General features: G+C 63.5%; 24 protein-coding genes and 1 tRNA gene. 7 read left to right on the top strand and 18 right to left on the bottom strand.

All coding sequences use genetic code 11. The annotated features are described in order from the left end of the window. The first annotated feature begins 154 nt into the window (after positions 1-154). Positions 155-361 carry a hypothetical protein gene (locus tag AC0L3K_RS13780; protein ID WP_007591053.1) on the top strand — a complete coding sequence of 69 codons (207 nt, stop codon included), beginning with the start codon at positions 155-157 and terminating at the stop codon, positions 359-361. 24 nt (positions 362-385) lie between these two features. Here the strand turns inward: AC0L3K_RS13780 and AC0L3K_RS13775 are convergent, their stop codons facing one another. Beyond that, positions 386-1129, bottom strand: coding sequence for a DUF7168 domain-containing protein (locus AC0L3K_RS13775; protein WP_219684323.1), 744 nt, complete (start codon positions 1127-1129; stop codon positions 386-388). A 50-nt stretch (positions 1130-1179) separates the two neighbouring features. After that, a tRNA-Ser gene (locus AC0L3K_RS13770) sits at positions 1180-1269 on the bottom strand. A 298-nt stretch (positions 1270-1567) separates the two neighbouring features. On the opposite strand from AC0L3K_RS13770, the gene AC0L3K_RS13765 reads away from it, so the two are divergent. Next, positions 1568-2518, top strand: coding sequence for a helix-turn-helix domain-containing protein (locus AC0L3K_RS13765; RefSeq protein ID WP_219684324.1), 951 nt, complete (start codon positions 1568-1570; stop codon positions 2516-2518). A 148-nt stretch (positions 2519-2666) separates the two neighbouring features. Then, positions 2667-5585 carry an ATP-binding protein gene (locus tag AC0L3K_RS13760; RefSeq protein WP_354128240.1) on the top strand — a complete coding sequence of 973 codons (2919 nt, stop codon included), beginning with the start codon at positions 2667-2669 and terminating at the stop codon, positions 5583-5585. A gap of 120 nt (positions 5586-5705) precedes the next feature. On the opposite strand, the gene AC0L3K_RS13755 is transcribed toward AC0L3K_RS13760, so the two are convergent. After that, positions 5706-6467 (bottom strand): SDR family NAD(P)-dependent oxidoreductase, encoded by a 762-nt coding sequence (locus AC0L3K_RS13755; RefSeq protein WP_219684327.1) that lies wholly within the window; start codon positions 6465-6467, stop codon positions 5706-5708. 294 nt (positions 6468-6761) lie between these two features. Here AC0L3K_RS13755 and AC0L3K_RS13750 point away from each other — a divergent pair, with 294 nt between their 5' ends. After that, positions 6762-7877 (top strand): helix-turn-helix domain-containing protein, encoded by a 1116-nt coding sequence (locus AC0L3K_RS13750; protein WP_473366240.1) that lies wholly within the window; start codon positions 6762-6764, stop codon positions 7875-7877. A 35-nt stretch (positions 7878-7912) separates the two neighbouring features. On the opposite strand, the gene AC0L3K_RS13745 is transcribed toward AC0L3K_RS13750, so the two are convergent. The 13 genes from AC0L3K_RS13745 to pncA form a co-directional block, all read right to left on the bottom strand. Then, on the bottom strand, positions 7913-8236 hold the full coding sequence (locus AC0L3K_RS13745; RefSeq protein ID WP_473366239.1) for a hypothetical protein: 324 nt from the start codon (positions 8234-8236) through the stop codon (positions 7913-7915). Between the two features lie 236 nt (positions 8237-8472). After that, on the bottom strand, positions 8473-10323 hold the full coding sequence (gene ilvD / locus AC0L3K_RS13740) for a dihydroxy-acid dehydratase (protein ID WP_219684328.1): 1851 nt from the start codon (positions 10321-10323) through the stop codon (positions 8473-8475). A gap of 256 nt (positions 10324-10579) precedes the next feature. Then, positions 10580-11440, bottom strand: a complete 861-nt coding sequence (locus AC0L3K_RS13735; protein ID WP_219684330.1) for an ABC transporter permease — start codon at positions 11438-11440, stop codon at positions 10580-10582. Beyond that, the gene (locus tag AC0L3K_RS13730) at positions 11437-12366 is read right to left on the bottom strand and encodes an ABC transporter permease (RefSeq protein ID WP_219684331.1); all 930 of its coding nucleotides are present in this window, start codon (positions 12364-12366) and stop codon (positions 11437-11439) included. Before AC0L3K_RS13730 ends, AC0L3K_RS13735 begins: the two co-directional genes overlap by 4 nt. After that, positions 12366-13358 carry an ABC transporter ATP-binding protein gene (locus AC0L3K_RS13725; protein WP_219684333.1) on the bottom strand — a complete coding sequence of 331 codons (993 nt, stop codon included), beginning with the start codon at positions 13356-13358 and terminating at the stop codon, positions 12366-12368. Before AC0L3K_RS13725 ends, AC0L3K_RS13730 begins: the two co-directional genes overlap by 1 nt. Then, positions 13355-14338 (bottom strand): ABC transporter ATP-binding protein, encoded by a 984-nt coding sequence (locus AC0L3K_RS13720; RefSeq protein ID WP_007590957.1) that lies wholly within the window; start codon positions 14336-14338, stop codon positions 13355-13357. The genes AC0L3K_RS13725 and AC0L3K_RS13720 overlap by 4 nt, the downstream gene beginning before the upstream one ends. A 3-nt stretch (positions 14339-14341) precedes the next feature. Continuing rightward, entirely contained in the window at positions 14342-15979 is a 1638-nt protein-coding gene (locus tag AC0L3K_RS13715; protein ID WP_007590955.1) for an ABC transporter substrate-binding protein, read from the bottom strand. Between the two features lie 30 nt (positions 15980-16009). After that, entirely contained in the window at positions 16010-16825 is an 816-nt protein-coding gene (locus tag AC0L3K_RS13710; protein WP_007590953.1) for a sugar phosphate isomerase/epimerase family protein, read from the bottom strand. Positions 16826-17281: 456 nt separating this feature from the next. Then, positions 17282-18562 (bottom strand): DUF1236 domain-containing protein, encoded by a 1281-nt coding sequence (locus tag AC0L3K_RS13705; RefSeq protein ID WP_007590951.1) that lies wholly within the window; start codon positions 18560-18562, stop codon positions 17282-17284. A gap of 109 nt (positions 18563-18671) precedes the next feature. Next, the gene (locus tag AC0L3K_RS13700; protein ID WP_007590950.1) at positions 18672-19058 is read right to left on the bottom strand and encodes a GrlR family regulatory protein; all 387 of its coding nucleotides are present in this window, start codon (positions 19056-19058) and stop codon (positions 18672-18674) included. Between the two features lie 14 nt (positions 19059-19072). Next, a complete protein-coding gene (locus AC0L3K_RS13695) occupies positions 19073-21106 on the bottom strand; it encodes an NAD(+) synthase (protein WP_473366227.1) in 2034 nt (677 codons plus the stop codon). Between the two features lie 149 nt (positions 21107-21255). Next, a complete protein-coding gene (locus tag AC0L3K_RS13690) occupies positions 21256-22371 on the bottom strand; it encodes an alpha/beta fold hydrolase (protein WP_473366226.1) in 1116 nt (371 codons plus the stop codon). Between the two features lie 16 nt (positions 22372-22387). Then, positions 22388-23026 (bottom strand): bifunctional nicotinamidase/pyrazinamidase, encoded by a 639-nt coding sequence (gene pncA / locus AC0L3K_RS13685; RefSeq protein WP_219684337.1) that lies wholly within the window; start codon positions 23024-23026, stop codon positions 22388-22390. A gap of 256 nt (positions 23027-23282) precedes the next feature. On the opposite strand from pncA, the gene glk reads away from it, so the two are divergent. From glk to AC0L3K_RS13670, 3 genes are all read left to right on the top strand, one after another. After that, positions 23283-24254 carry a glucokinase gene (glk, locus tag AC0L3K_RS13680; RefSeq protein ID WP_219684339.1) on the top strand — a complete coding sequence of 324 codons (972 nt, stop codon included), beginning with the start codon at positions 23283-23285 and terminating at the stop codon, positions 24252-24254. Positions 24255-24393: 139 nt separating this feature from the next. Continuing rightward, complete coding sequence (locus AC0L3K_RS13675; RefSeq protein ID WP_007590943.1) at positions 24394-24597, top strand: hypothetical protein; 204 nt, start codon at positions 24394-24396, stop codon at positions 24595-24597. A 143-nt stretch (positions 24598-24740) separates the two neighbouring features. Continuing rightward, entirely contained in the window at positions 24741-24896 is a 156-nt protein-coding gene (locus tag AC0L3K_RS13670) for a hypothetical protein (protein WP_007590942.1), read from the top strand. 62 nt (positions 24897-24958) lie between these two features. Here the strand turns inward: AC0L3K_RS13670 and AC0L3K_RS13665 are convergent, their stop codons facing one another. Beyond that, positions 24959-25336 (bottom strand): response regulator, encoded by a 378-nt coding sequence (locus AC0L3K_RS13665; protein ID WP_007590941.1) that lies wholly within the window; start codon positions 25334-25336, stop codon positions 24959-24961. Positions 25337-25447: 111 nt separating this feature from the next. Next, complete coding sequence (locus AC0L3K_RS13660) at positions 25448-26233, bottom strand: Spy/CpxP family protein refolding chaperone (RefSeq protein WP_007590931.1); 786 nt, start codon at positions 26231-26233, stop codon at positions 25448-25450. Positions 26234-26527: the final 294 nt, after the last annotated feature.

Here is a 26527-nt window from a genome sequence, read left to right as displayed (position 1 = left end):
CCTCCGTAGCTGGACGAGAGTGCGAACAACAGGCCAACCTGGGCCAGGTTCCTGAACGCGATTGCGTTCCTGGCAGCGTTTTAGGACGCGCGAACAAGAACCAATCCAAGAACCAATCCAAGAACCAATCATTGCGCGGGACGTTGAGTCCGCGATGTCAGACGCTTTTGATTATTTCCGGGCGCACGCGGTCCGGGCCCTTTGCAAGGCCCGGGCGATGCCGCGCGGACGAATGAAGCATCTCCAAACCGTCGTGGCCCGGATCTACCACCTGCTGACCAAAGAGGCTGCCTACGGGCCGAACCTGCAGCATATGGACGACTTCCGCGCAGCCCAGAAGCTCGAGAAATCGATCGACTGAACTGCAATGACGGTGAGGCTGCGTTCAGCTTCCCTTACGAGCTGTCCCTGCCTGCGACCCGCCAAGCCCGGGATTGATGGCGAGCGACGCACCGGCGGCGCCGCCGGCTTCATAGGCCGTCATCGATACCATCCGGCTGGCGCTGCGCTGGGTCCGCATCTTCAGGTCGAGTTTGTCGAACTCCGCATCGACCACCGAGGTCTTGAGAACCACCAGCCCGCGGCCGGCGCTTTCGTTGACCTGATCGCGACTGGCCTTGATCGCCACCAGCCTCTGCGCGATTGAGGCCACCATGCCGAGCGCGAAGGAAGCATTGGCCAGGTGCCGCTGCTGGTGCCGGAACCTGCTGTAGTCGATCGAAGTCTTGAAACGGCCGAGCTCGGCGCGCACGGCGCCGTCGATCAATTCAGCCAGATAATGCGCGACCTCGATATCCGCGCCGAGACCGAAGAACACATAGTGGTTCTCGCCGGCCGCGTTCTTCTCGCGCCAGACCCGACAATCGCAGAAATGAGCGATCGCGCCGATGCAGTCGTCCAGGGGAATACGCTTCTTGCGATGGGTCTCGTAAACCTTCCGTTCGCACGGTGACGCCCGCAGTTCGACGTCGGAGAGCGACAGATCATGGCGATCCAGCAGCTCGGCGACCTTGGCGGCCGCCGACAGCGCCTCGTCCTCGGTGCAGCCATTGGCGATCGTCTTGGCACGCAACGCCTGAATGCGGAGCTTCAGCTTGTCGAGCACGGCCGGATTGGATGTTGGATTCACGGATCACCTGCCCCGGAAAGCCTGACCGATAGACCCCCGGTCGGATCGACTGGCGGAAGGGGTGGGATTCGAACCCACGGTACCCTTGCGGGCACGCCGGTTTTCAAGACCGGTGCCTTAAACCACTCGGCCACCCTTCCGGAGCAACAATTTCAGAGGGTTAGCAGCGGCGCGAGCTGAACGAAAAAAGGCCGTTACTACCGCTTTACTACCCAACGTGGTCAGTGAGTGCTCTTTACGGTGAGACCCATAGCGCCGTCAACGCTCGACCCTTCGGACTGGCACCAAGTAAGACCTACAGGGGCTTCTGTTCCGGGAACTTGCCGAGCCACTCGCCGACTTCGTCAGGCGCGCATGACGTCCAGAAGTCAACGAAATCGTGCGTTTGAGATCGATCGATCGAGCATTCGGTCGCATAATTGCCGTCGAGGTTTCCAGATGAGCGAGCCACACGCCACCGGTGGGAAATCGGCCAGCAAAGGCGCCTATGGTGCGCATCTGGCAGCCAGTTTCCGTTTGCCCGAACCTCCCACCCATGTCCGTCGTACCTTGCAGCGAGGGACCATCGCTGTCTCGGTGCTGAGAGGAGGAGCCACAGGAAAGCCAAGCGGCTCGCTCGGTTTTCTCGACGCCTATCAGGTGATCGTTCCACTCAAAAGTATTCGGCAGGAATTCTGGCAAGGCAGTCGGTTCGTCTCATCCGATCCCGTGCAAGGTGGAACAACCTACATCATCGATCTTAGAGAAGATCCTCGGGTCCTTTGTCGGAATCCCGGCGGCACTGTGCACTTTTACATGCCGATTTCGACCATGAAGGCCTACGCCGAACAGAATGACTTACCGGCATTCGCGGATTTCATCCATCGGCCGACGACCGGCCATGACGATCCTGTCATGCGTCATCTCTCCGAGACGGCTCTTGCGGCCTTGGACCGGCCCCACGCGACGACCGGACTTCTGCTCGATTCGATCCTTGATGCTGCGTGCATCAACGTGCTCGGACAATATGCGACGTTGAATGGCGCAAACAAAACTCGAACATACGGGCTGGCAGCATGGCAGGAACGTCGTGCGAAAGACCTAATAAACAGCCAGCTCGACGTCTCCATGGCCGAACTCGCCCGGGAATGCCGCATTTCGGTCGCCCATTTCGGTCGGGCCTTCAAGCGCACCACCGGAATGTCACCTCATCAGTGGCAGCTCGGTCGTCGCATGCAGCGGGCACAAGCAATGCTGTCAGGGTCGACGCTTTCGATAGCCGAGATTGCCCTTGCGTGCGGATTTTCCAGCCAAAGCCATTTCACCAATTCCTTCACGGAGAATGTGGGTGTCGGCCCCGGGCGTTGGCGTCGATCAGGTGACCAACCAGAGACCATCGATAACGGCTAAGGCCGGCGCCCTTCGACCAATGGATAGCCCGGGCGGATCAGTTTTCCGCAACCTGCGTCACAATTCTGGAAGATTTTACCTGCGATTCTGGAAGATTTTGCCTGCGCCCTGCGCACGATATTTATCGACCGGGGAAAGGGAGTCGCAGGTGGCAGTTCATGCGAAGGTTCGAGCCGAAGCCCCCTCGCCCTTATCGCCCCAGCGCGACAACGATCTTCATTCAGGAGAAACGACGACGTCGTTCGGAAACTTCCGCCTGGACCGCGCGCGCCGCTTGCTGACCAAGGACGGAAAGCCGGTGCGGATCGGCTCTCGCGCGCTCGACCTGTTGATCGTCCTGATCGATCGCGCCGGCGAGGTCGTCAGTCGGCGCGAGTTGGTCGATCTCGCATGGCGAGGCGTGGCCGTCGACGATGCGGGTGTCAGAGTACACATTGCATCGCTTCGCCGCGTTTTGGGAGACGGTCGCGACGGTGCACGCTACATCGTCAATGTCAGCGGTGTAGGTTACAGCTTCGTCGCATCCGTCACGCGAGAGGCCACCGAGGCGCCGTCTCTGCCGACCGCATCCCCGGCGCCCCGGCTCACGGGCCGCGTGCCGCCACCACCCCGGTTGCTGGTCGGCCGCGACGATGTTGTCAACAGCCTGGTCGAACTTCTCCTTGAACGTCGGTTCGTAAGTATCGTCGGCTCCGGAGGCATCGGGAAAACTACAACCGCGACAGCCGTTGCGGACCGTTTGCGAGCGGAGTTTGGTGACGACAATATTGCTTTTGTCGATCTCGGCGCCGTCTCTGACCCCGAACGGATACCCGAGGCTATCATCTCGGCAATTGGCTGCCGGATCGGAGGCGCCGATCCCGTTGAGGAGATTTTGAACTTCCTCACCGGCAGACGCGTGCTGATCATCTTTGATAGTTGCGAGCATCTCCTCGATTCAACATCCGGTCTGGCCGCGCGCTTGTTTCAACAAGCTCCAGCTGTCCATCTGCTGACGACGTCGCGAGAAGCGCTGCGTGTCGACGGCGAGACGATCCATTTGCTAAGCCCTCTCGCCTGCCCGATGGAGGAGTGCCCCACCGCAGCGCAGGCGCTGGCCACGCCAGCCGTGCAACTCTTCCTGGATCGCGCCAAGTTTAGCGGATTCAATGGCGAGCTGAGCGATATCGAGGCGCCGATCGTCTCCGGAATATGCCGAAGAACCGACGGAATTGCACTGGCAATCGAAATGGCGGCCAGCAGGGTTGGCACCTACGGTATTTCTGGGGTCGCCAACCTGATTGTCGGTAACGTTGACCTCGGCCTGGTTGGTCGCCGCGACGCGGCTCCCCGACATCGAACGCTCGAATCGATGCTCGACTGGAGCTTCAGGCTTCTCAATCGAGAGGAACAGCGCGTCCTATCCGCCCTCTCCATGCTCGTCGGTCTGTTCACAATGGACGCCGCGTGTTCGATCACGAACAATGGCGACCATGATAGCGCCAACGTCTCCAGAACGATCATGAGCTTGATCGACCGGTCTCTCGTCTGGGTTCATCGGGAAGGTGACACCGTCTTCTATCGGCTTCCCGACACGACTCGGGCATACGCGGCCGCCAAGCTGGCCGAGACCGAACAGACTGAATCGATTGCCGCGCGCCACGCGCTCTATTTTTCGAAGCTGTTCAAGGCCACCGCGCTCGAGCACGGCACCTATGCTGATATTGGACGTCACGCGCCGCATGTCGGAAATTTGCGAAAGGCACTCGAATGGACATTTTCCAACGAGAAGTCCCGCCCGCTTGGCGTTCAGCTTGCGGCCGACACCGCCCCGCTCTTTCTCGGTCTCTGGTTGTTGAACGAATGCCGGCACTGGTCACAACTGGCATTAAGCTTTAAAGACGACCTCGGCGAAATTCCCGAGAGCGAAGCGCGCCTGCAGGAAGCGCTGGCGGTGTCCACGATGTACACCCTCGGAAATACGCCGGAGGTTCGGAATGCCCTGGAGCGTGGGTTGGTTCTCTCCGAGGCTCTCGGGCAAGCGCCCCAACAGCTTCGCCTTCTGGGCGACCTGGCCCTCTTCTTCAACCGAACTGGCGATTTCGGAGCGGCGCTGGCCGCCGTGAAGCGCAGCGGAGCCATCGCAGAACGCAGCGATTCTCCTGAAGATCGCATCAATGCTGAATGGCTGATGGCAGCTTCCAGTCATATGGCAGGCGACCAACTGGCAACGATCGCCCACTACGAGCGCGGTTCCAGGCTTGAAGCCACGACCGGCCGCGCGAAAATCAATCTGTTCGGATACGACGATCGCCTGAGGGCCCAGATCTCGCTGGCACGCTGCGTCTGGCTCCGCGGATCCCCCGATAGCGCCTGCAAGCTGGCCATCAAGGCCATGGACGATGCGGCGGAGATATCTCTGCCAAGCAACTACACCATGGCGATCACCCACTCCGTACCTGTCTTGCTTTGGAGCGGCAACACCGTTGAGTCGGCCCTGTATATCGAGCGCTTGCTTGTACACGCCGAACGTTTATCGATCAAAACTCACACGTCTGCCGCATTGGCGCTGAGGGGAGAATGGCTCTTGATGACCGGAGACTTCTCGACCGGAGTTGAGACATTGCGACAAGCGCTCGAACGGCTTAGCCGCGAGCGCCTGCACATGCTCACTCCAACAGCGTCGATAGCTCTGGCGGATGGGCTATCCCAGTGCGGAAATCATGACGAGGCGCGCGCGACGATCGACGGCGCCCTGTCATCGGCCCGGGAAATGAATCAGCAATTCTACCTTCCGAGCCTTCTGCGCACACAAGGCCAAATTATCTTGAGAAGCCCCCAACCGGACTTCGAATCCGCCGAGTCATCCTTGCGCAAGTCCATTGAACTTGCGGGAATGCAGGCCTCCCCTGGTTGGGAATTAAAGGCTGCCGTGCCGCTGGCACGCTTGTTGATACAAACTCGCCGCATCCACGAAGCCCTCGCCCTCATCGGCCCAATCTATCGCGCGCATTCGGAGAAAACGGGCTCGACCGATCTCGTCGCCGCCGCAAGCATTCTGGAGGCGCCGTGCGACTTCCACGTCTGATCGGGTCGACCTCCCAGCCCGCCGTCCGTCTTGACGATCTCTCATCGGCAGATAACGGGGCCACGCAAATAGCGAGACCCCGGTTTGATTTCAAGGAGTCCGCACAGCCGTTGCGGGCAGCTAGATCGCCATGCCGCCCGAGACCTCGATTCGCTGGGCGTTGATCCAGCGGTTGTCCTCGGACAGCAGCGAAGCAATCATCGGCCCGACGTCGTCCGGGACACCAGGACGTCCGAGCGCAGTCATATCGGCGACACGTTTGTTAAGTGCTGGATTGTCGCGCACAATACCACCGCTGAAGTCGGTCTGCATTGCGCCGGGGGCCACAGCATTCACGGCGATCCCACGCGGGCCCAGTTCTTTGGCTTGATAACGCGTAAGGACCTCAATGGCGCCCTTCAACGCGCCGTACGGCGCGCTGCCGGGAATGATGATCCGGGCGAGGCCGCTGGAGATGTTCACGATCCTGCCGCCGTCTCTGATGAGCGGAAGCAATTTCTGCGTCAGGAAAAACACGCCCTTGAAATTCACCCTGTAGAGGGCATCGAGTTCGTCCTCAGTCGTCATTTCAAACGAATTGTGATGTGAAATGCCGGCATTGTTGACCAGATAATCGAAATGCGTTGCTCCGAGGCAAGCCAGGGCTTCCCGCACCTGCGCGACAAAGCCGCCAAATGCGCTCACGTCGCCGACATCCAGCTGCAAAGGTATGGCGCGGGATTCCATCTCTCTAACTTGCGCAGTCACCATGTCAGCTTCATTGCGTGCCGACTTGTATGTGAAGATGGTATCGACACCTCTGCGGGCAAGGCTGACCATCGTGTTACGCCCAAGACCGCGGCTGCCCCCCGTGACGATGGCGATTCGTCTACGCTGTTCCATCTGAATTCTCCTTGATCCTCGCGGCCCTTATCCTAAATGCCACGAGGTCAAGATAGCGATGGGGCACCCTCCCGCGCGTTGTGAATTGCTAAGAATTGCTAAGACGACCAATGCACCTCAATGGAGCAACGTGACGCCACACTCTCCGTTCGACAGTGACTGCCTCTTTCGAGATATAGCAATATTTTGCAATCGATAACCCATATCGATCCGCCTTCAGACGTATCTTTCCCTTTATCGCACATGTTGAGGTTTCACGATCGCAATGGCCGCGAAACCCGGAAAGAACGGATGATGTCCATCGGCACACAAGTGGAGCGATCGTTCAATCGTCGAGACTGTCCCTTGCGAGATGAAAGTCTACTCGAAACGGAGGGCCTCTACCAGGAACAGTCCTGGCGTCGAGTCCACCCCGGCGTCGTCGCCAGAGACATCGTAATCTCGCGCTGGACCAACCTGCAGGATGCCACACTGCGTGCCGAAGCGACGACACCACCCGATCAATATTTTTTGGGAATCGCGCTCAAGGCGTCCCGCCTGACATTCGCCGGCGATGGGCAGGCGATCTTCGATGGCAACATGCCGGCAGGCACGCTGTACGTCTCGGCGCCGTCGAAGCGAATCATCGCGCAATTTCACTCGCCGTGTGACTTCCTGCACTTCCGCGTTTCTGCCGACTACATGATTTCACAGCAATCGACGCGACAGTTACTCGCGGCCGAAAGCATGAATGAACTGGTATTGTTGCGTGATCCTCTCGTCGATCAACTTGCAAAGGTGCTGACCGGGTATGGGGACACGACCAACAGGGAGTTTGCACGTTGCATAGGCCGGACCCTCGCCATGCATGTGGCTCGGCTCGAAGGCCCACAGATCAAGGTCAATGGCTTGCCCAAGTGGCGTCTGCGTCGTGTCGAAGAGTACGTCAAAGCGCATTTCGACCGCGACATCGGTCTTTCCGACCTCGCAAACATCGCCGGTCTCTCTCGCATGCACTTCGCGGCGCAATTCCGAATTGCGACTGGCTACCGTCCGCATGAATATCTCCAGCATCAGCGCATCGAACGTGCCAAGTCACTATTATCAAACACCGAAACGCCGCTGGTCGAGGTCGCGCTTGCCGTTGGCTTCTGCACGCAGGCGCATTTTTCCACGGTGTTCAAACGCACGACAGGCGAAACGCCTGCGCGCTGGAGATCAGAAAGCAAGAATGCTTTCTCTTCGGTTCAAAAAGCTGCGCGGTGTGAGCACGCGGGACGCGCAGCCACCCAGACCGCAGCCGCGAGGCCATGCGAATCGGGAAATGGCTCGCATTCGCGAAACATGTTCCCGGCCGCGAGGCCCGGTTTGGTGTCGCTTCCGTTTCCAGGCCTCATTTGCCGCCCTCAAAAGCGAAACGGCGCCCCGTAAGGAGCGCCGCTTGAATTTTTCGTAGCTTCGCCGGCTCAGTACCCGCAGGACGCGCAGCCCATCTGCACCGGGGCGTAATAGGAATAGCCCGGCTGGACCATCTCGACGCGTTGGCGCGTGGCGTATTGGGGCGGGATGCGTTCGTACTGGACGCTGGGCGGCGCCACCATCACGGTCTGCGGCACCATCACGGTGCGGTACTGCGCCGGCGCGCGGTGCGCCACGACGGCGCCTGGCGGCACCATCACGGTCTCGTCGACGGTGCGGTATTGCGGCTGCACATATTGCTGCTGGTAGCAGGTCGTGCACGGCGGCGGCGTGTAGCAATTGTAGCAGCCGGCGGAGGCCGCGCTCGTCATGGAAATCGCAGCGACGACGGTCGAGAAAACGACAGCGAGAGTGCGAGACATTATTGTGGTGCCCCAATTGCCCGAAATGGATTTGCGAAGGTCGCTGCAGTATACGCCGCAAAACCTTGCTTTGCCGAAGTTCGTCGGGGCATCCTTAATGCAAACGGCCGGCTTGCGCCGGCCGTTCAGAACTTGTTGACCATGCGCGATGCGCGAAAGTTGCATCACGCCCGCACGAGACGCTGTTACCTCGAGCGCCGCTTCACTTCGCGCACCGCGCCGCGCGCGGCGCTGGTGGTGAGCGCGGCGTAGGCCTGAAGCGCGGTCGAGACGTTGCGCTTGCGGCCGATCGCCTGCCAGGCGGTGTCGCCCTTCGCTTCTTCCGCGGCGCGGCGCTTGGCCAGCTCCTCGTCGGAGACATCGAGGGTGATGCTGCGGTTCGGGATGTCGATGGCGATGCGATCGCCGGTCCTGACGAGACCGATGTTGCCGCCTTCGGCCGCTTCCGGCGACAGATGGCCGATCGACAGGCCCGACGAGCCGCCCGAGAAGCGTCCGTCGGTGACGAGCGCGCAGGCTTTGCCCAGCCCCATCGATTTCAGATAGCTGGTCGGATACAGCATCTCCTGCATGCCGGGGCCGCCGCGCGGGCCTTCATAGATGATGACCACGACCTCGCCGGCGACGACCTTGCCGCCCAGAATGCCTTCGACGGCCGCGTCCTGGCTCTCGAACACGCGGGCGGGGCCGGAGAATTTCAGGATCGAGGCGTCGACGCCGGCGGTCTTCACGATGCAGCCGTCCTGCGCGAGATTGCCGTAGAGCACGGCAAGACCGCCGTCCTTGCTGAAGGCGTGCTCGAGGTTGCGGACGACGCCCTTCTCGCGGTCGGAATCGAGCTCGTCGTAACGACGCTCCTGGCTGAACGCGACCTGCGTCGGGATGCCGCCGGGCGAGGCCCGGAAGAAGGTGCGGACAGACTCGCTCTTCGAGCGCTTGATGTCCCAGCGCTCCAGCGCGTCCCTCATGGTCGGCGCGTGCACGGTCGAGACCGAGGTGTCGATCAGGCCGGCGCGATCGAGCTCGCCCAGGATGCCCATGATGCCGCCGGCGCGATGGACGTCCTCGACATGCACGTCGGCGACCGACGGTGCGACCTTGCACAGCACGGGCACGCGCCGCGAGAGACGGTCGATGTCCTGCATGGTGAACTTGACCTCGCCTTCATGGGCGGCGGCGAGCAGATGCAGCACGGTGTTGGTCGAGCCGCCCATCGCGATGTCCAGCGTCATCGCGTTCTCGAACGCCTTGAAGTTCGCGACATTGCGCGGCAGCACCGAGGCGTCGTCCTGCTCGTAGTGGCGGCGCACGATGTCGACGATGGTGTGGCCGGCCTCGACGAACAGGCGTTTGCGATCGGCGTGGGTTGCGACCACCGTGCCGTTGCCGGGGAGCGCAAGGCCAAGGGCTTCCGTGAGGCAGTTCATCGAATTGGCCGTGAACATGCCCGAGCACGAACCGCAGGTCGGGCATGCCGAGCGCTCGATCACCTTGACGTCCTCGTCGCTGACCTTGGAGTCGGCGGCTGCGACCATGGCATCGATCAGGTCGACCGCCTTGGTCTTGCCCTGCAGCGTGACCTTGCCGGCCTCCATCGGTCCGCCCGAGACGAACACCGCGGGGATGTTGAGCCGCAGCGCCGCCATCAGCATGCCGGGCGTGATCTTGTCGCAATTGGAGATGCAGACCATGCCGTCGGCGCAATGGGCATTGACCATGTACTCGACGCTGTCGGCGATCAGCTCGCGCGATGGCAGGCTGTAGAGCATGCCGTCGTGGCCCATGGCGATGCCGTCGTCGACCGCGATGGTGTTGAACTCTTTCGCCACGCCGCCGGCCTGCTCGATCTCGCGGGCGACGAGCTGGCCGAGGTCCTTGAGATGGACGTGGCCGGGCACGAACTGGGTGAAGGAATTGACCACCGCGATGATCGGCTTGCCGAAATCGCCATCCTTCATGCCGGTTGCGCGCCAGAGGCCGCGGGCGCCCGCCATGTTGCGGCCGTGGGTGGTGGTGCGGGAGCGATAGGCTGGCATGGCGGTTTCCGTCCTCGGGTTTGGCCGGCCGGGCGGGGCAAATTTTCGAAGCCGCTCAGGCCTTTCCGGCCGGATAGCGCACGGGGGGAACGCGCGCAACGGGAACTTGAGCCGGACAGGGCTCCCCTGCTCCCGGCGCGGGCTCTTCGTAGCTCGGATGGAGCGCAGCGCAATCCGGGGCAAGTGCGCGCCGGGGGCGAGACCGGCCCCCGCGATTACGCTTCGCTCCATCCAGGCTACAAGAGCGCCCTTGGCTCTATTGCAGCTCGGGATCGAGCCGGTCGCGCAGCCAGTCGCCGATCACGGAGACCGCCAGCGTGGTCACCACGATGGTGGTGGCCGGCGCCAGCATGATCCAGGGTGCCCGGGTCAGGTACTCGCGGCCGTAGCCCACCATGTTGCCGAGGCTGGTCATCGGCGGCTGCACGCCGAGGCCGAGAAACGACAGGCCCGACTCCATCAGGATCACCTCGGGAAAGACCAGCGTGGTCGACACGATCAGGGTCGAGGCGATGTTGGGCAGGATATGCCGGAGGTAAATCCGCGCCGGCGTCGCGCCGAGCTGCCGGACCGCCGCCGCATAGCCTTGGGCATTGGCGGAAATGGCAAGGCCGCGCGCGATCCGGGCGTAGCGCTCCCAGCCGAAAAATCCCATCAAGCCGATCAGGAGCGGCAGCGAATTGCCGAAGAAGGCCAGCACCGCGAGCGCCATGATCAGGAAGGGCATGCTGGCCTGGAAGTCGGACAACATCAGCACCAGCTGCTCGACGGGCCCGCGGAAATGCGCGGCGAGGAAACCGAGCGTGGTGCCGACGATGGCCGAGATCGCCGTGGCGCCAAACGCGATCAGGAGCGAGATGCGGATCGAGACGAGCAGCCGCGATAGCACGTCGCGGCCGAGCTCGTCGGTACCGAGCCAGTGCGCGACATTGCCGGGTGTAGCGAGACGATTGCGCAGGTCGAGCTGGGTATAGCCGTAGGGGGCGATCTTCTCGGCGTAGGCCGCGATCACCAGCATCGCGACGATCCAGCCGATCGCGATGGCGACCGAGACCGGGATCGCCGGGAGACTGATGCGGCGGCGGACAGACGTGTCCTTCAGCGTGGTGTCAGTCATGCGTGCGCCCCCTTGGCGCGCAGCCGCGGGTCGAGGAAGCCGTAGAGGAAGTCGACGATCAGGTTCGAGGTGACCATCGTCATCGCCACCAGCAACAGGATGCACTGCACGACGGCGAGGTCGCGGTTGGCGACGGCGACGACGAGCAAGCGCCCCACCCCCGGCCACGAAAACACGCTCTCGACCACGACCGCGCCCGCGATCAGCGTGCCCACCATGAAGCCCAGAATGGTGACGGTCGGGATCGCCGCGTTCGGCAGTGCGTGCGATGTCACGACTTTTCGCCACGGCACGCCCTTCGCCGAGGCGGTGCGGATATAGGGCTGGCCCAGGACCTCCAACATGGCGCTGCGGGTGAAGCGCGCCAGCACCGCGGCGCCGCCAAGGCTGAGTGTCACGATCGGCAGGATGGCGTGACGCCAGCTGTCCTGCCCGCCCGAGGGCAGCCATCCGAGCTGCACGGCGAAGACGAGCACGAGCAGCAGCGCCAGCACGAAGCTCGGCACGGTGAAGCCGGCGACCGCCGTCATCATCACCGCGCGGTCGATTCCCGAGCCACGGTGCAGCGCCGCGTAGATGCCGGCGGGAATGCCGAGCGCGACCTTGAATGCGAAGGCCGGCAGCGTCAGCGCCAGGGTTGCCGGAATCCGCTCCAGCACAAGCTCGATCGCAGGCCGGCCGTCACGCATGGAACGGCCGAGCTCGCCTTTGGCGATCGCGCCAAAATAGTCGAGATACTGAAACCAGATGGGATCATCGAGCCCCCACGCCTTGCGGAAGGCGGCGAGGACTTCCGGCGGCGCTTCCGGTCCCAAAATCATCAGCGCGGGATCGCCCGAGAGACGCAGCACCACGAAGGCGAAGGTGACGACAAGCACGATCGTCAACGCCGCGCGTCCGATCCGAATGGCGAAATAGCGTCCCATCAGGCCGCGTCCCGCGTCTCGACTTGCGGCCCGGTCACGAGATGACAGGCGACCTGCCTGTTGCCGCCGACGTTGGACAGCGCTGGTACCTCGCTTGCACAACGCGTGATCGTGCGCGGGCAGCGCGGATGGAAGGCGCAGCCTTGAGGACGGGCCGCCGGGTTCGGCGGATCGCCTGCCAGCACAATGCGGCCTGCGCTGCGGCGGCCCGGCGCGGGCGATGCCGAGACCAGTGCTTGCGTGTACGGGTGCTCCGGCCGCGCGAACAGATCATCGGCGCACCCGATCTCGACGATGCGGCCGAGATACATCACGGCCACCACATTGCTGATCTGCCGGACGACCCGCAAATCGTGGCTGATGAAGAGCAAGGTCAGCGCAAGCTGCGCCTGGAGATCGGCGAGCAGATTCACCACCTGCGCCTGGATCGAGACGTCGAGCGCGCTGACCGGCTCGTCACAGACCAGGAAATCCGGCTTTGTCGCCAGCGCCCGCGCCAGCACGATGCGCTGGCGCTGTCCGCCGGAGAGCGCACCCGGATAGCGCGCACCATGTGCGGGTGTCAGTTCGACCGCGCGCAGCAATTCGCGGACCCGCTCCTCGCGCTCGAGGGGCGTCCCGAGACCGTGAATGTCCAGAGGCTCACGGATTTGGGCGGCGACCGGCAACCGCCGGTCCAGCGCCCCCAGCGGATCCTGGAAGATCATCTGCATGTGCGCGCGTTGCGCACGCCATGCGGTCGTTCCGGGCGTTGCCATCGGCTTGTCGTCGAACCGCACCTCGCCGTGATCCGGCGGCTCGAGGCCGAGCACGATGCGGCCGGTGGTCGACTTTCCCGAGCCGGACTCGCCGACGAGGCCCAGCGTCTCGCCCCTGGGAATCGTCAGCGACACGCCATGGACTGCATGAATGGCGGCACTTCGGCCGAACATCCCGGAGCGCATGCTATAACTGCGCGAAATCGAGGACACTTCGACGAGCGGACGGCTCATTCGGCGGCGATCCCGAGCAGTGCGCGACGCGAAGCCTCGGCGCGGATGCAGGCCACGGCGCGATCCTCCGCGATCGGCGCGAGGCTTGGAGCCACAATGCCGCACGGCGCTTCTGCCAGCGCACAACGCGGCGCGAAGGCACAGCCATCAGGCATGCTCGCGGGATCGGGCACCGTTCCGGGAATGGCGGTCAGGCGGCGCCTCGGTCCGTCGAGCGGCGGCAGCGCACCGATCAGGCCCTGCGCATAGGGATGGACGGGATCGGCGAATAGCTGGTTCGCCGGCGCCTCCTCGACAATGCGGCCCGCATACATCACGGCCACGCGGTCGCAGTTTTCCGCGACCACGCCGAGATCGTGGCTGATCAGGACCATCGCCATGCCCATCTCGCGGCGGATAGTCGAGAGCAGTTCTAAAATCTGCGCCTGAATCGTGGCGTCGAGCGCCGTAGTCGGCTCATCCGCGATCAGCAGGTCTGGATTTCCGGCGAGCGCCATCGCGATCATGATGCGCTGGACCTGGCCGCCGGAAAATTCGTGCGGATAGGCTTCGAGCCTGCGCGTCGCGTCGGGAATGCCGACCAGATCGAGCAGCCGCCGCGCTTCCGCTTTCACCGCGCCACCCGAGATATCGCGATGCAGCGCCAAGGACTCGCAGAGCTGCTTGCGGATGGTCAGCACGGGATTGAGTGCGCTCGCGGGATCCTGGAAGATCATGGCGACGCGCCCGCCCCTGATACGGTCGAGCTCGGCGGCGGGCGCACCGAGGATCTCGCGACTGTCGAGACGAACGGAGCCCGAGACGCGGGCATTCCGCGGCAACAGGCCGAGGGCCGCAAGCCACGTCACCGACTTACCCGATCCGGACTCGCCGACGAGGCCAAGCGCCTCGCCCTTGTGCAAGGCGAGATCGACACCGCGCAGGACTGGCACGCCGTGGAAGGCGACGCTGAGGTCCTTGATGCTGATCAGCGGCGCCACCGATCAGGCCTCGAAATTGCCGGCGCGGAAATCCATCGCGAAGGCGGGCGACGCCTTCCACTTGATCGACTTCGGCTTGGCCGTGAAGGTCGCGTTCTGGTGCAGCACCGTATAGGCCGGGTCTTCGCGCTCGGCGATCTCCAGCATGCGGCGGAACGCCTTCTTGCGGGCGGCACGATCGATCGAGGTTTCCAGGAACTCCGAGAGCGTGTTCAGCTCGGCATTTGTCCACTCGCCGATCTGCTGCTGCTGGCCGTTGGGGCCGTGCTGGGCAACCAGCGACGATACGGGATCGTTGAAGGCGGCCGAGTTCGACCAGTCGCGGACCGCGCGCGTCGGCGCACGTTCCATGATCTGCGACCAGTTCTCCTTGGTTTCGATCTGGACGTTGAGACCGACCGACTTCCACATCTCGACCAGCACTTGCGCGGTCGCGACCTGGTTGGTGTAGTAATTGTTGAGCAGGCGATACGGAATAGGGTCGCCCTTGTAGTTGGCCTGCTTCAGCAGCTCCTGCGCCAGCTTGGGATCGTAGGCCGGCACGTTCCAATCGGCATTGAACATGTCGCCGTAGAACTCCCACTGCAGGCCCTTCGGGACGCGGGTGCGACCGGCCCACAGGCTGTCGACGATCGCCTGGCGGTCGATCGCATGGGTGAAGGCGCGCCTTACAAGCGGATTGGCGAGCTGGGCGTGGTTCTTGTCGAATACGGTCAGACGATGATTGAGGATGGTGCCGCCCTGCACTTCGAAGGTCGCGTTCTTCTCGATGCCCGCGATCTGGTCCGGTGGGATGTCGCAGGCGAACTGGTACTCGCCCGACAGCAGCCCGTTGATGCGGCTCGCGACCTCCGGGACCTCGAGGAAGCGAATGCGCTTGAGCGGTGGACGGCCGCCCCAATATTCGTCGTGGGCTTCCAGCGTCAGCGACACGTCGGGCTTGAGTTCGACAACCTTGTAGGGCCCGGTGGTAACAGGCTTGCGCGCCCAGTCGAGATAGCTCGCGGATTCAGCCCAGGCGCGGCGGTTCGCGATATCTGAGCCGTAGCGCGACAGCCGACCCTCGATCGTGACGTCGGGCGTCGCGTTGTAGAAGCGCACGGTGTATTTATCGACGGCATCGACGCGGACGAGATCCGGCCAGATCCGGCGTGCAACCGCCGGAACGTCCGGCGGCAGTTCCTTGCCCGGCCGCGGCGTCGGAATTTTCTCAAAGGCCTGGATGGTGCTGCGGCTCTTGGCCTCGGTCTCACCGAACATGCGCTCGCGGCTGAACGTGAAGACGACGTCCTCCGCCGTCAGCTCGTCGCCATTGTGGAATTTGACGCCCTGGCGCAGCTTCACCTCGACGGTCTGGTCGTCGATACGGCGCCACTCGGTGGCAAGCCCCGGCACGGCCTCAAGGCTGCCGCGCCAGTTCTTGGAGATCAGGCCTTCCCAGATCGAGGAGAAGAACACCCGCTCGCCGACATTGGACTGCTCGCGCAGCACGTCGAGCACGTTCGAATTCGTCACCTTCTGCACCGCGATGGTGACCGAGGGACGGTTGTCGGCCTGCCCGATCGCAAAGCGCGGCAGCAGCAGCGTGCCTGCGGCAATGCTGCCGGACTTCAGGATGGTACGGCGCGTGAGCTTGCTCATGATGATAACCCCTGCCGGTTTTTTTGTCGGCTATTCGGCGAGACCGAGCGCGGCCAGATGGGCTGCGCCAGCGCGGACGTCGTCGTGGTTGCGAAGTTCGAGGATCAGTCGGGGGTTTGAGGTCAGCCGGCCCAGCGCGCGGAACACGGCGATCCACGGGATGTTGCCCTCGCCCGGCGCCCAATGCCGGTCAGCAAAGCCGTCGGTATCCTGGAGATGCACATGCGCCAGCATGTCGCCGGCGGTCTCGACATAGTAGTCGACCGGCGGCGCGCCGGTGGAGATGTGCGCGTAGTTGGCGTGGCCGGTGTCGAGGGAGACGCGCACCTTGCTGCTTTCGAGCGCCTTGGCGAGACGCACGCGATCGCGCGGATCCTTGTCCTCGATGTTCTCGATGACGATCTCGCAGCCGATGGTTTCGGCGCGCACGATCACCTCGGCGAGTGTCGCCTTGACGCGTTCGACGAGATTGCCGCGATTATCTGGATAGAGGTCGAGGTTGTTGTGGTCCCAGGTCGTGAATGGCGAATGGATCACCATCTGCGTCGCGCCGAGAAACTCGGCGGCTTCGAGGCCCTGAAGCAGGCGTTTCGTCACGACTTGGCGGATCATCGGGTCGTGGCTACCGATCGCGAAGCCCCAGAACGGTCCGTGGATGCCGAGCCGGCCGGTGTGACCTGAGAGCATCTGCTTAATTTCGCTAGCAGCACTTCGCCAGTCGCCGTCGAGCAAGTCCGCGCGAAAAAAATCCTGAATTTCGAGATCGCGCTGCCGTTCGAGAAGCCAGTCGCGATGCGCAGGGATCGATTTGATGGACAATGCGGCGCCCAGTACCGGCTTCGACATGGCTTGCTCCTCGGCCGTCAACAATGACGGGAGCAGCGCTAGACCAGTTCAATGACAGGCCGGTGAAATGCAGGTTCCGCAGCGCTGAGGAGATGTGGACATCCCCGCGATCGCGTGCATCGAATTCAGGCAGCGGCGAGTGCAGACGCATGCATCCGCGCTCGGATCAAGTGCGATGAAATCCGTAGTGATCCGGAATGGAATCCTATTCTGATGTCGCGTACATCGCGGGACATCGATCGGCGGCCTTCCAAGGGCATCACCCTCTGATCGCGCAACATGGGGTTGGGGGACCACATGGGGCGGGGGGATCAAAGGCTGGGGCAAGGTTACGAGGTCCGGACTCCTAGGCACTCCGGACCTCGGGACTTTCTAGATTGAACGTGATTTCGCGCCGCCGGCTTGATCAGCCGTGCGGCGCGAAGTCGTTTTGGCGTCGTTATGCCGACACGGGCGCTAGCGCGTCTGGGGCTCGATCGTCACCGTGCAGTCGCCCTGCCCTTGCGTCGCCACCACGATGTTGCCCGCGGGAGCGCCGAGGGCGATCGGCGCGGACGAGCCGCCGCCGGGCATCTGGACAGTCACGCTCAGAGAATCGGTTCGCGCGGTCGAGCCTACGGTCGAGGGCTCTGCCTGGGCCACATTGCCCGAGGCGTCACGCCGCATGATCTGGCAGTTCACATTGCTGCCCCCGGCCGCGCTCCCTCCTGCCGCAGCCATGCCCGATGAGGTGCCGCCGCTCATTTGCGCACGTGCTCGCGACGGATCGCGGGGCACCTGGCTCACGATGCGATGCGTCCGCGGCTCCACAATGACGACGTCATCGCCGGTCGCAAAATATTCGTAGTCGCGATATTCGGGCTCGATCGAGACGATCTCGGGCGGAAGCCTGTGAAGGCGCACGCGCGAGGGAATGGTCTCGCCGACCCGGATCGAAATGTTCAGATTGCGCTCCGGCTCCGCCAGGCGTGCACGGCTCACCGTTTCAGAAATCCGCACCTGCTTCTCGGAGGTTACCTGCGCCTGCTGATTGGCTTGCGTGTTGGTCTGCGTGGTCTGGTTGGCTTGGTTGGTCTGCGTGCCCGAACTGGCAGGTGCGCTCTGCGCATTGTTGGTCGGGGCCGTCCGGTTCGTGTCGGTCGCGGTGGCCGGCCGGTTGTTCTGCTGCGCCGGCGGCTGCTGCTCGGCCGCGTTGCGCGGCGGCTGGGTCTGGTTGCGCTCGTTCTGGTTGGCTGCGGCACCCGTGCGCTCGTTCTGCTGGCTAGACGTGCCTGACTTGGACTTCTCGGACTCTGCCGTTGATTTCTGCTGCGCGGATTTGTCCTGCTTCGTCTCAGCACTGCTCTTGCTGTCGCGTCCGGGTTTCGTGCTCTCGGCATCGCGGTTGCGATCGCGCGAGGGCTCGCGGGATTCTTGCGCCTGATCCTTCGATTTCGGCTGGTTGCGCTCGGCAGAACTGGCCGGCTGGCGCTTATCGTCACTCGCGTCCTGCCTGGCAGCGCCGCCCTTCTCCTCGCGGCCCGCGCCCTGCAATCGTTCCTGGGCGCCCTGCGCGCGCTCTTGAGCACGCTCCTGAACACGCTCTTGGCCGCCGCCGTGTTGCGGTGCGGCGCCTTTCGCCGGCTCCTCGGTCCGTCTCGGCTCGTCCCTTCGCTCACCGGGCGCCTGGGCGTAGGCGAAGCCGGAAGCAAGCATCAGTCCGATAGCTGCGGTCGATAACATCAAGTGCTTGCGCATGGTCCCTCTCCTCGGAAATTCGCAACAACAGACGCGAACGTTCTGTGGGTGCGAAGGTTCCTGATCAGGAACGAGGGCTGATCACGCGGTCTCACATCTCAGGCGGGTCTCACATCGGGTCCTTCAGCGTGAGCCGCGCCGTGAATGTCACGCTGGTCTTGCCAACCAGCGCCATGCCTTCGACCTCGGCGCCGTCGGCGGAGTAGTCGCCCGAAAAGCCGCAGGTCACTTCCCTGCCGCCGAACGCGAGTGGCTTGCCGACGGCCTCGGTGTGCTGATTGACGGTCATGTCGCCGCGCCATTTCCCGTTCCGGAAGGTGTAGCTGCCGGTGTAATAGAAATAGCTGTCACCGCCCATGATGCGGCCATCGCAGAGCACGACGACGCCTTTGGCCTGGCCGCGCTTGCCGTCGCGCATCTCAATCTCAAAGATGTAGAGGCCGTTGAGGACCTTCTGTGGGTTGGCGCCCTGCTCGGGCTCATCGCCGGCCGACATCGCTCATCTCCCGTTCAAACCGGCACATTCCGTTCGAGATCTTCAAGCCACGCCGCCGCGCTCGAATCCGACGGCGCGCGCCAGTCACCGCGCGGCGACAATGAGCCGCCGGCCGAAACCTTGGGGCCGTTCGGCATCGCCGAGCGCTTGAACTGGCTGAAAGCGAAGAAGCGGCGCAGAAACACCTCCAGCCAGCGGCGTATCTCGGGAAGGTCATAGGCCTTGCGCTTATCGGTCGGGAATGCCGGCGGCCATTCGCCCTGAGCAACGTCTTTCCAGGCCTGCAGCGCCATGAACGCGATCTTGGATGGCCGCATGCCGAACCGCAGCGTGTAGAACAGGTTGAAATCCTGGAGCTCGTAGGGACCGACGGAAGCTTCCGTGCTCTGTGGCTTCTCGCCCGGCTCGGCCGGAACCAGCTCCGGCGAGATTTCCGCCGACAGGATCGATCCAAGCGTTTGGTTGACGTCGTCGCTGAACTGCTTGGAAGCAATCACCCAGCGGATCAGATGCTGAACCAGCGTCTTCGGCACCCCGGCATTGACGTTATAATGCGCCATCTGGTCGCCGACGCCGTAGGTGCACCAGCCCAGCGCGAGCTCGGAGAGATCGCCGGTGCCAATCACGATGCCGCCGTGATGATTGGCGAGCCGGAACAGATAGTCCGTGCGCAGGCCCGCCTGCACATTCTCGAAGGTGACGTCGTAGACCTTCTCGCCCTTGCCGAAGGGATGGCCGATGTCCTTCAGCATTTGCGTCGCCGTGGTGCGAATGTCGAGCTCCTGCCAACTCGTCTGCAACGCCTTCATCAGCGCCAGCGCATTGGTCTTGCTCTCGCTGCCGGTGGCAAAGCCCGGCATGGTGTAGGCGAGAATGTTTTCGCGCGGCAGGCCAAGCAAATCGACCGCCTTGCCGGCGACGATCAAAGCGTGGGTGGAATCGAGCCCGCCCGAGACGCCGATGACGACGCGCTTGGTGCCTGTCGCGCGCATACGCTGGACCAGGCCCGCGACCTGAATGTTGTAGGCCTCATAGCAGTCCTGCTCGAGCAGGCTCTCGTCGCTCGGCACGAACGGAAAGCGCTCGACCTTGCGCAGGAAGCCGATATCGGCGGCCGGCGGCTTCAGGGTAAAAGTCACTTTCCGGAAGAAGGCCTCGCGCTGCCGGCGGTTGTCGTCGAAGGTTCCCATCAGTGCGCGCTCCTGCCTGAGCAGGTCAAGATCGACGTCGGCCAGCGTGATCTGGCCGCCCTGGCGGAACCGCTCGCCCTCGGTCAGTAGCACGCCGTTCTCGTAGATCGAGGTCTGGCCGTCCCAGGCAAGATCCGTGGTCGATTCCCCTGCCCCCGCCGCGGAATAGACATAGGCCGCGAGGCAGCGGGCCGAAGTCGATTGACACAAGAGCGCGCGCGAGCGGGCGCGGCCGATCGTGATCGGGCTGCCCGAGAGATTGATCAGCACGCTCGCGCCCGCGAGCGCGAGCTCGGAAGCCGGCGTCACCGGGATCCACATGTCCTCGCAGATCTCGACGCCGATGGTCAGGCCCGGGACGTCCTCGGCCGCGAACAGCAGGTCGACGCCGAAAGGGGCATGCAGCCCGCCAAAGGCGACCATCTCTTCGACGATGCCGGCGCCGGAGGCGAAATGCCGTCCCTCGTAGAATTCGCGATAGGTCGGCAGGTAACTCTTGGGCACGACGCCGAGGACTTTGCCGCGATGGATGACGACCGCGCAATTGTAGATGCGATTGCCAAAGCGCAACGGCGCGCCGACGATCAGGATGGTCATCAGGGCCGAGGATGCCTCAACGATGGCCACAAGCCCGCGCTCGACCGCATCGAGCAGCGGATCCTGCTTCACAAGATCTTCGATCGCATAGCCGGACAGACACAGCTCCGGAAACACGGCAACCGCCACTGACTGTTCGTGGCAGTCCTTCGCCGCCGCCAGAACCGCCGTCGCGTTGGCCGTGGGATCGGCCACATGAGAGGTGGTGACGCAGGCCGCCACGCGCGCAAATCCGTGGGCATAGATCGAGTGGAAACTCATCGAGCACAGTCCCTTTGTCTCGTCGCGACCGGCCTCCGCCAGCTCTGGACTCCATTTAACCCATCGACATGGCCCCGTGCAGGCCATTCGACGGCATGCATAACGGATTTGCAGCTTCGCTGCCCGGCGCCCGGCCCTTGGAGGCGGTGTCAGGCTCTGCGCACCAGCATGCCGGGCAGATCGTCGCACAGCCATTCGGCGATCCGGGGCCAGGCATGGCCATGGGTCCGCGCCCCCATGAACAGGCCAAGATGGTTGCTGGGCTCGGAGGCCGCCGCAACGAAGGCCGGCGGTGTGCCGAGCAAACCGGCGGTGGCGAGCGCCTGCGCAGCCGGCACGACGTCGTCATCGAGCCCGGCCAGCAGGAAGACCGGCGCCTTGACGTCCTTCAGATCAATCACGCGGCCGAGTGCCGTGAATTGGCCGCGCGCGATCCGGTTCTCTCGGAAGATCCAGTTGACGATCTCGAGATAATAGGTGCCGGGCAGATTGAGAGGCTCGGCGTTCCAGCGCTCGAAGCGTGCCAGCAGCGCCGCACCTTCCTCGCCGGAGAGGTCGCTCTGCAGCGCCGTCGCGATGTCGTCGCAGCTCGGCGCCTTCGACCAGACACGCAGCATCTCCTCGCCGCTGACATTGCCGCCGCCGCGGGCGACGAGCTGGTCATAGATCATCTCCGGCGCGTTGCGGGCGAGCTGCGACAGCCTGGACTCGATCGAGAGGTCGACGGGCGCGCCTGCCAGCACCAGCCGCCGCACCTTGGCGGGAAAGCGCGCCGCATAGAGCAGCGACAGCCAGCCACCCTGGCACAGGCCGACGAGATCGACCGGGGCGCCGATCTCGTCGACGGCGACGTTGAGATCGCCGAGATAGCTGTCGATCGAGAGATAGCGCATGTCGGGTGCGGCCGAGCGCCAGTCGGTGAGATAGACCCGGTCGATGCCGCCATTTTGCAGGGACTGCACCACGCTGTGGCCGGGCGCGAAGTCGGCGATCAGGGCCCGGTGCAGCGCATAGGGCGCGCAGACCAGTGCCGGGAGGCCGGAGCCCGTTCGCGTGCAATCGCGCAGGCGCATGGTCGCAAGCTCCAGCGCGACGGAGTTGGGCGTGGTCCACGGCAGACTGCTGTCGGCCTGCTCCGGCGGACCGCGGTCGAGCCATCCGAAGCAGGCGTCCATGGCAAGCCGAGCTGCTGCGAACGGCCACAGCAGCGGGTCATCCGGGACCGGGCCCGGTGCGCGCTGCTGTTTGCCGGTCTTCTCCGCCATGGCTATCTCACGGTCCTCACAGGAAGGCCTCGAAGCTGACGAGCGAAATACCGCGCTCCCGAAAACTCTGATGGGTCGCGGCCACCGAGCCGTCGAGATCGATGCCGCGGCAGGCGTCCTCGATGACTGCGACCTCGAACCCCGCCTTGCGGGCATCCTCCGCCGAGAAGCGGACGCAGAAATCGAACGCGAGGCCGGCGACGAAGACGGTGTTCAACTCGCGTTCGCGCAAATATCCGAGCAGGCCGGTCGGCGTTTTCCTGTCGTTCTCGAACAGCGCCGAATAGGAATCGATGCCGCGCCGAAACCCCTTCCGCACCACGAGATTTGCGCGAGTGGCGTCGAGATCGCGATGAAATTCAGCGCCGGCCGTGCCCTGCACGCAATGGCTCGGCCAGAGCACCTGGACGCCATAGTCAAGCGCAATGGTCTCGAACGGCTGTTTGCCCGTATGGTTCGGGGCAAAGGAGACATGATCGCGGGGATGCCAGTCCTGGGTCAGCACCACATTGGCGAATTTTTGGGCGATCCGATTGATGGCGGGGACAACCTTCTCGCCGCCGGGCACGGCGAGCGCCCCGCCCGTGCAAAAATCGTTCTGCACGTCGATGACCAGGAGCACGTCGCGGTCGGAAATCTTCATCGCAAGGTCCATTCCAGGCCATCCCGCGCGACCGGCGCCGAAGGCCACGCCGCCAGTGTCGATCTTCCCGCGCTGCTTCGCAACCACCGACAAGGTGCGGCGATATGCGCGAATGCACCCCGTCGGGACCGGGATGCAACGGTTTGGGCTGATACGTGTTGACTAGATCCACCCGGGGACGGATTCTGACAGCCGTTCGCGTCTTGCGATCGGATAGAGCGGAGGAAGCGGTTCCCGCAGCCGGAAGGGCTGCGGCAGCCATACGCACATGACCATCGGCAAGACAGGACAGATTCTTCTCGCCGATATCGGCGGCACCAATGCGCGCTTCGCGCTCAGTCAGGGCGACCAGACCGGACCGATCGACTACGTCAAAGTGGCAGACTTCCCGACCGTCCGGGAAGCCATTGCCGATGTTCTCGCGCGTCGCTGCCACGGCCTACCGCCCCCAAGGGCCGTGCTGGCCGTGGCGGGCCCGGTGACCAACAACCGCTGCGTCATGACCAACAGCCCCTGGGTCATCGACGGCAACGAGCTCCAGCCGGCCTTCGGCTTCGACAGCGTCCATGTGCTCAACGATTTCGAGGTGGTGGCCTGGTCCCTGCCCGCCCTGCAGCCCGCCGACCTGATCCCGCTCGGCAGACAAGATGGCCTTCCCGGAGAGCCGTTGCTGGTGGTTGGCCCCGGAACCGGCTTTGGCGTTTCCTGCCTGGTCGAGCGCCATGGCGCACGACTGGCTGTCGTCACCGAGGCCGGCCACGCGACCCTGCCGGCGGAGGACGAGCGCGAGGAACGCGTCATCGCCTGCATGCGCCGACGCCTCGGCCATGTCTCCATCGAGCGTGGCGCGTTGTCCGGTTCCGGCCTGCAAAGCCTCTACGAGGCGCTGGCCGAGATTGACGGCGCTCAGGTGCCGCATCGCGATGCTGCCGCCATCACGAAGGCCGCCCTGGAAGGCAGTTGCGAGCTCAGCCGCAAGACGCTGGAGATGTTTTGCGCCATTCTCGGCTCGGTCGCGGGCAATCTCGCGGTGACCTTCGGCGCACGCGGCGGCGTCTATATCGCCGGCGGAATCGTGCCGCGCTTTCCCGACTTCCTTGCAGCTTCCGCATTCCGGGCGCGCTTCGAAGCCAAGGGACGCTTCCAGGATTATCTGCGCAACATCCCGACCCGGCTGGTCACCAAACCCGATGCGAGTTTCCTCGGCCTCAAGATGTTCGCCGAGCACAACCAGCCTTAACGGCGCGCGCCTCCGTTCGCGCCCAGTAATTCACAGCTGATTAACGAGCACGCGCGCGCGACGCGGGATCGTGCTTGCGCGCACGTCCCGGATGAGAAACAATCCTGGCTTGTGTGTGGCGTAGTTGCGGGGGCGTGACATGCGTAAGCAGGATCTGGGTTTCGACTATCACCGCTATCACCGCCTGCTGCTCGAGGCGGACGACGATGGCAAGCGGCTGGCCCTGATCGAGCTCTTGATCGAGGAAAAGGCGCGTGACCGCCTCGCCGCCCAGCGCGCTTCGGACCGCGCCGCCATGACGGCCCACACCATCGCTACCGTGCTAAAGAACGGGCGCCAGTGAAACGAGTGATTGCGCTACGGTGCCCGCAAACGCGGCATCAATTGCCATTTCGTTAACGATCCTTCGAAAGCTCGCGTCAAACTTTTTGCTCTAGGAGTCCCCCCACCTGATCCAATTCAGGGGCAACAAAGGGGGGAATGAACATGAGCATGATTTCGATCGCCGCGATGCCGGCCACCATCGAAACCCGTTTGGCCGATTCTTCATTCAAGACCATCTTGCTGTTTTGCTGCACGGGCCTGGTCGCCTCGTTCGGCCTGATGGCGCGCGGCATCGATCTCGGCGCCGGCCTGATGTGAGACCGCGACGGATTCCGTCGCGAAGTGGCCGCCCCTGACGGGCGGCCATTTTTGTTTTGGTCTCAGTGCGGCGTCTTAGCTGCCGCTTCCGGAAACATCGAATCGATCATCGCCCTGAGCTGATCGATCGAAATCGGCTTGCGCAGGATCGGCCGCCGTCGGAGCAAGGACGGCAGCAGCTCCGGACCGTAGCCCGTGGCGAACAAAAACGGCTTGCCGCGACGCTCGATCAGGTCGGCGACCGGATCGACGTAGACGCCCTTGAGATTGATGTCGAGGATCGCAAGATCGTACTGCGCGGTCATGGCGAAAGCACTGGCGTCCCGCACATTGTCCGCTTCCGCGGCGACGTGGTGGCCGAGTTCCTCCACCATGTCCGCCATCATCATCCGGATCAACGTCTCGTCTTCGACCAGGAAAACGGAGAGTCCGTCCGCCATATCAACCCCGCCATCAGCTTCCAAAGCTAATCATAACCGAATCGCGAAGAGGATTCACGAATTCGTGGCGGGGGCCGTTAATTCGGACACGCCCGATCCGATTCAACTTGATCAATCCAGTCCTCGTTCGTGGCTGAGCCGCACCATCTCCTGTACGAAGACCTGCTTCTGCTTGTCATCGAGGCTCGAATAGAGGGGTTCGGCGGCGTCGGCGACATTGCGCTGGTCGGCAGCGCGGTCGATGAGAAATTGGGCCTCGTTGCGCATCTGCTCGACGATGTCGTCGGGAGGATCCCGCTTGGCGCGCGCAACCCGCAGGTTGAGCCGCTCAGCACCGTTATGCCCGAGGTAGTGCATGGCGCTCGAGAATCCGTACCAGTGCTTCTCCTGCTCGGGCGTGAGGTTCAGTTCGGTCTTGATCCGCTCAATATAGGAGTCGCTGTTGGTGACGATCTGGTCGGCGGTCAATTGCGGCGCGCCGGTCTGGGTCAGGACCGTGACATCCTGCGGAGCGTTCTTCGCCTCCTTGCTCGCCTTGGCGCCCTTGCCCGCCTTGGCGCTCTTGGCATCCTTGTCCTTGCCGGCGCCCTGCTTGGCGTCCTTGGCCGCATCCTTGCTTGCGTCCTTGCTCGCATCCTTGGCTGCAGGCGCCTGATTGCCATTATTGCCAACGCCGAGCACGCCGGTGAAAACGCCGACCACACCGCCGATCGCGCCGCCAAGCACGCCGCCGACCGGACCTGCCGCCTTGTTCCCGGCCGCCGCTCCTTCCTGAACCCCTTTGACCAGGCCTTGAGCGTTCGCCACCGCGGCTGCGCCGAGCAGCAACACGAAAACGGACCCCAGCGCGAACCATCGTCGCAGGTTAAGCCGCGCGAGCGGCGCCGGGTTGATCATTCTGGTCTCCATCTCGATCTGATTAGGCTGTTGGGGGTGAGAACCACTCGCCAGTTGCAACTCTATCGTTTTCACCGCTTCGAGGTCTAGCCACCGACAATTGCTATCCACGCCCGAAAAGTGTTTGGCCCGAGGCGCTTATGCAGGCTTATTCGAAACTGCGGCGTAATTGCGCATGCATCGGCCGGGCAGGTCGGCGCAAAGTGTGCGTCGCAAAATGACCGATCGTGGTTCATGGCCTGCGCAGGACATCGAGGGCACTGCCACCTTCCCGGACACAACGTTAGTTCTAGG

The organism is Bradyrhizobium sp. MI1.10, assembly GCF_055811035.1.
Note: the sequence above shows the minus strand (reverse complement) of the source record. Positions and strands in the feature narration are given on the sequence as shown.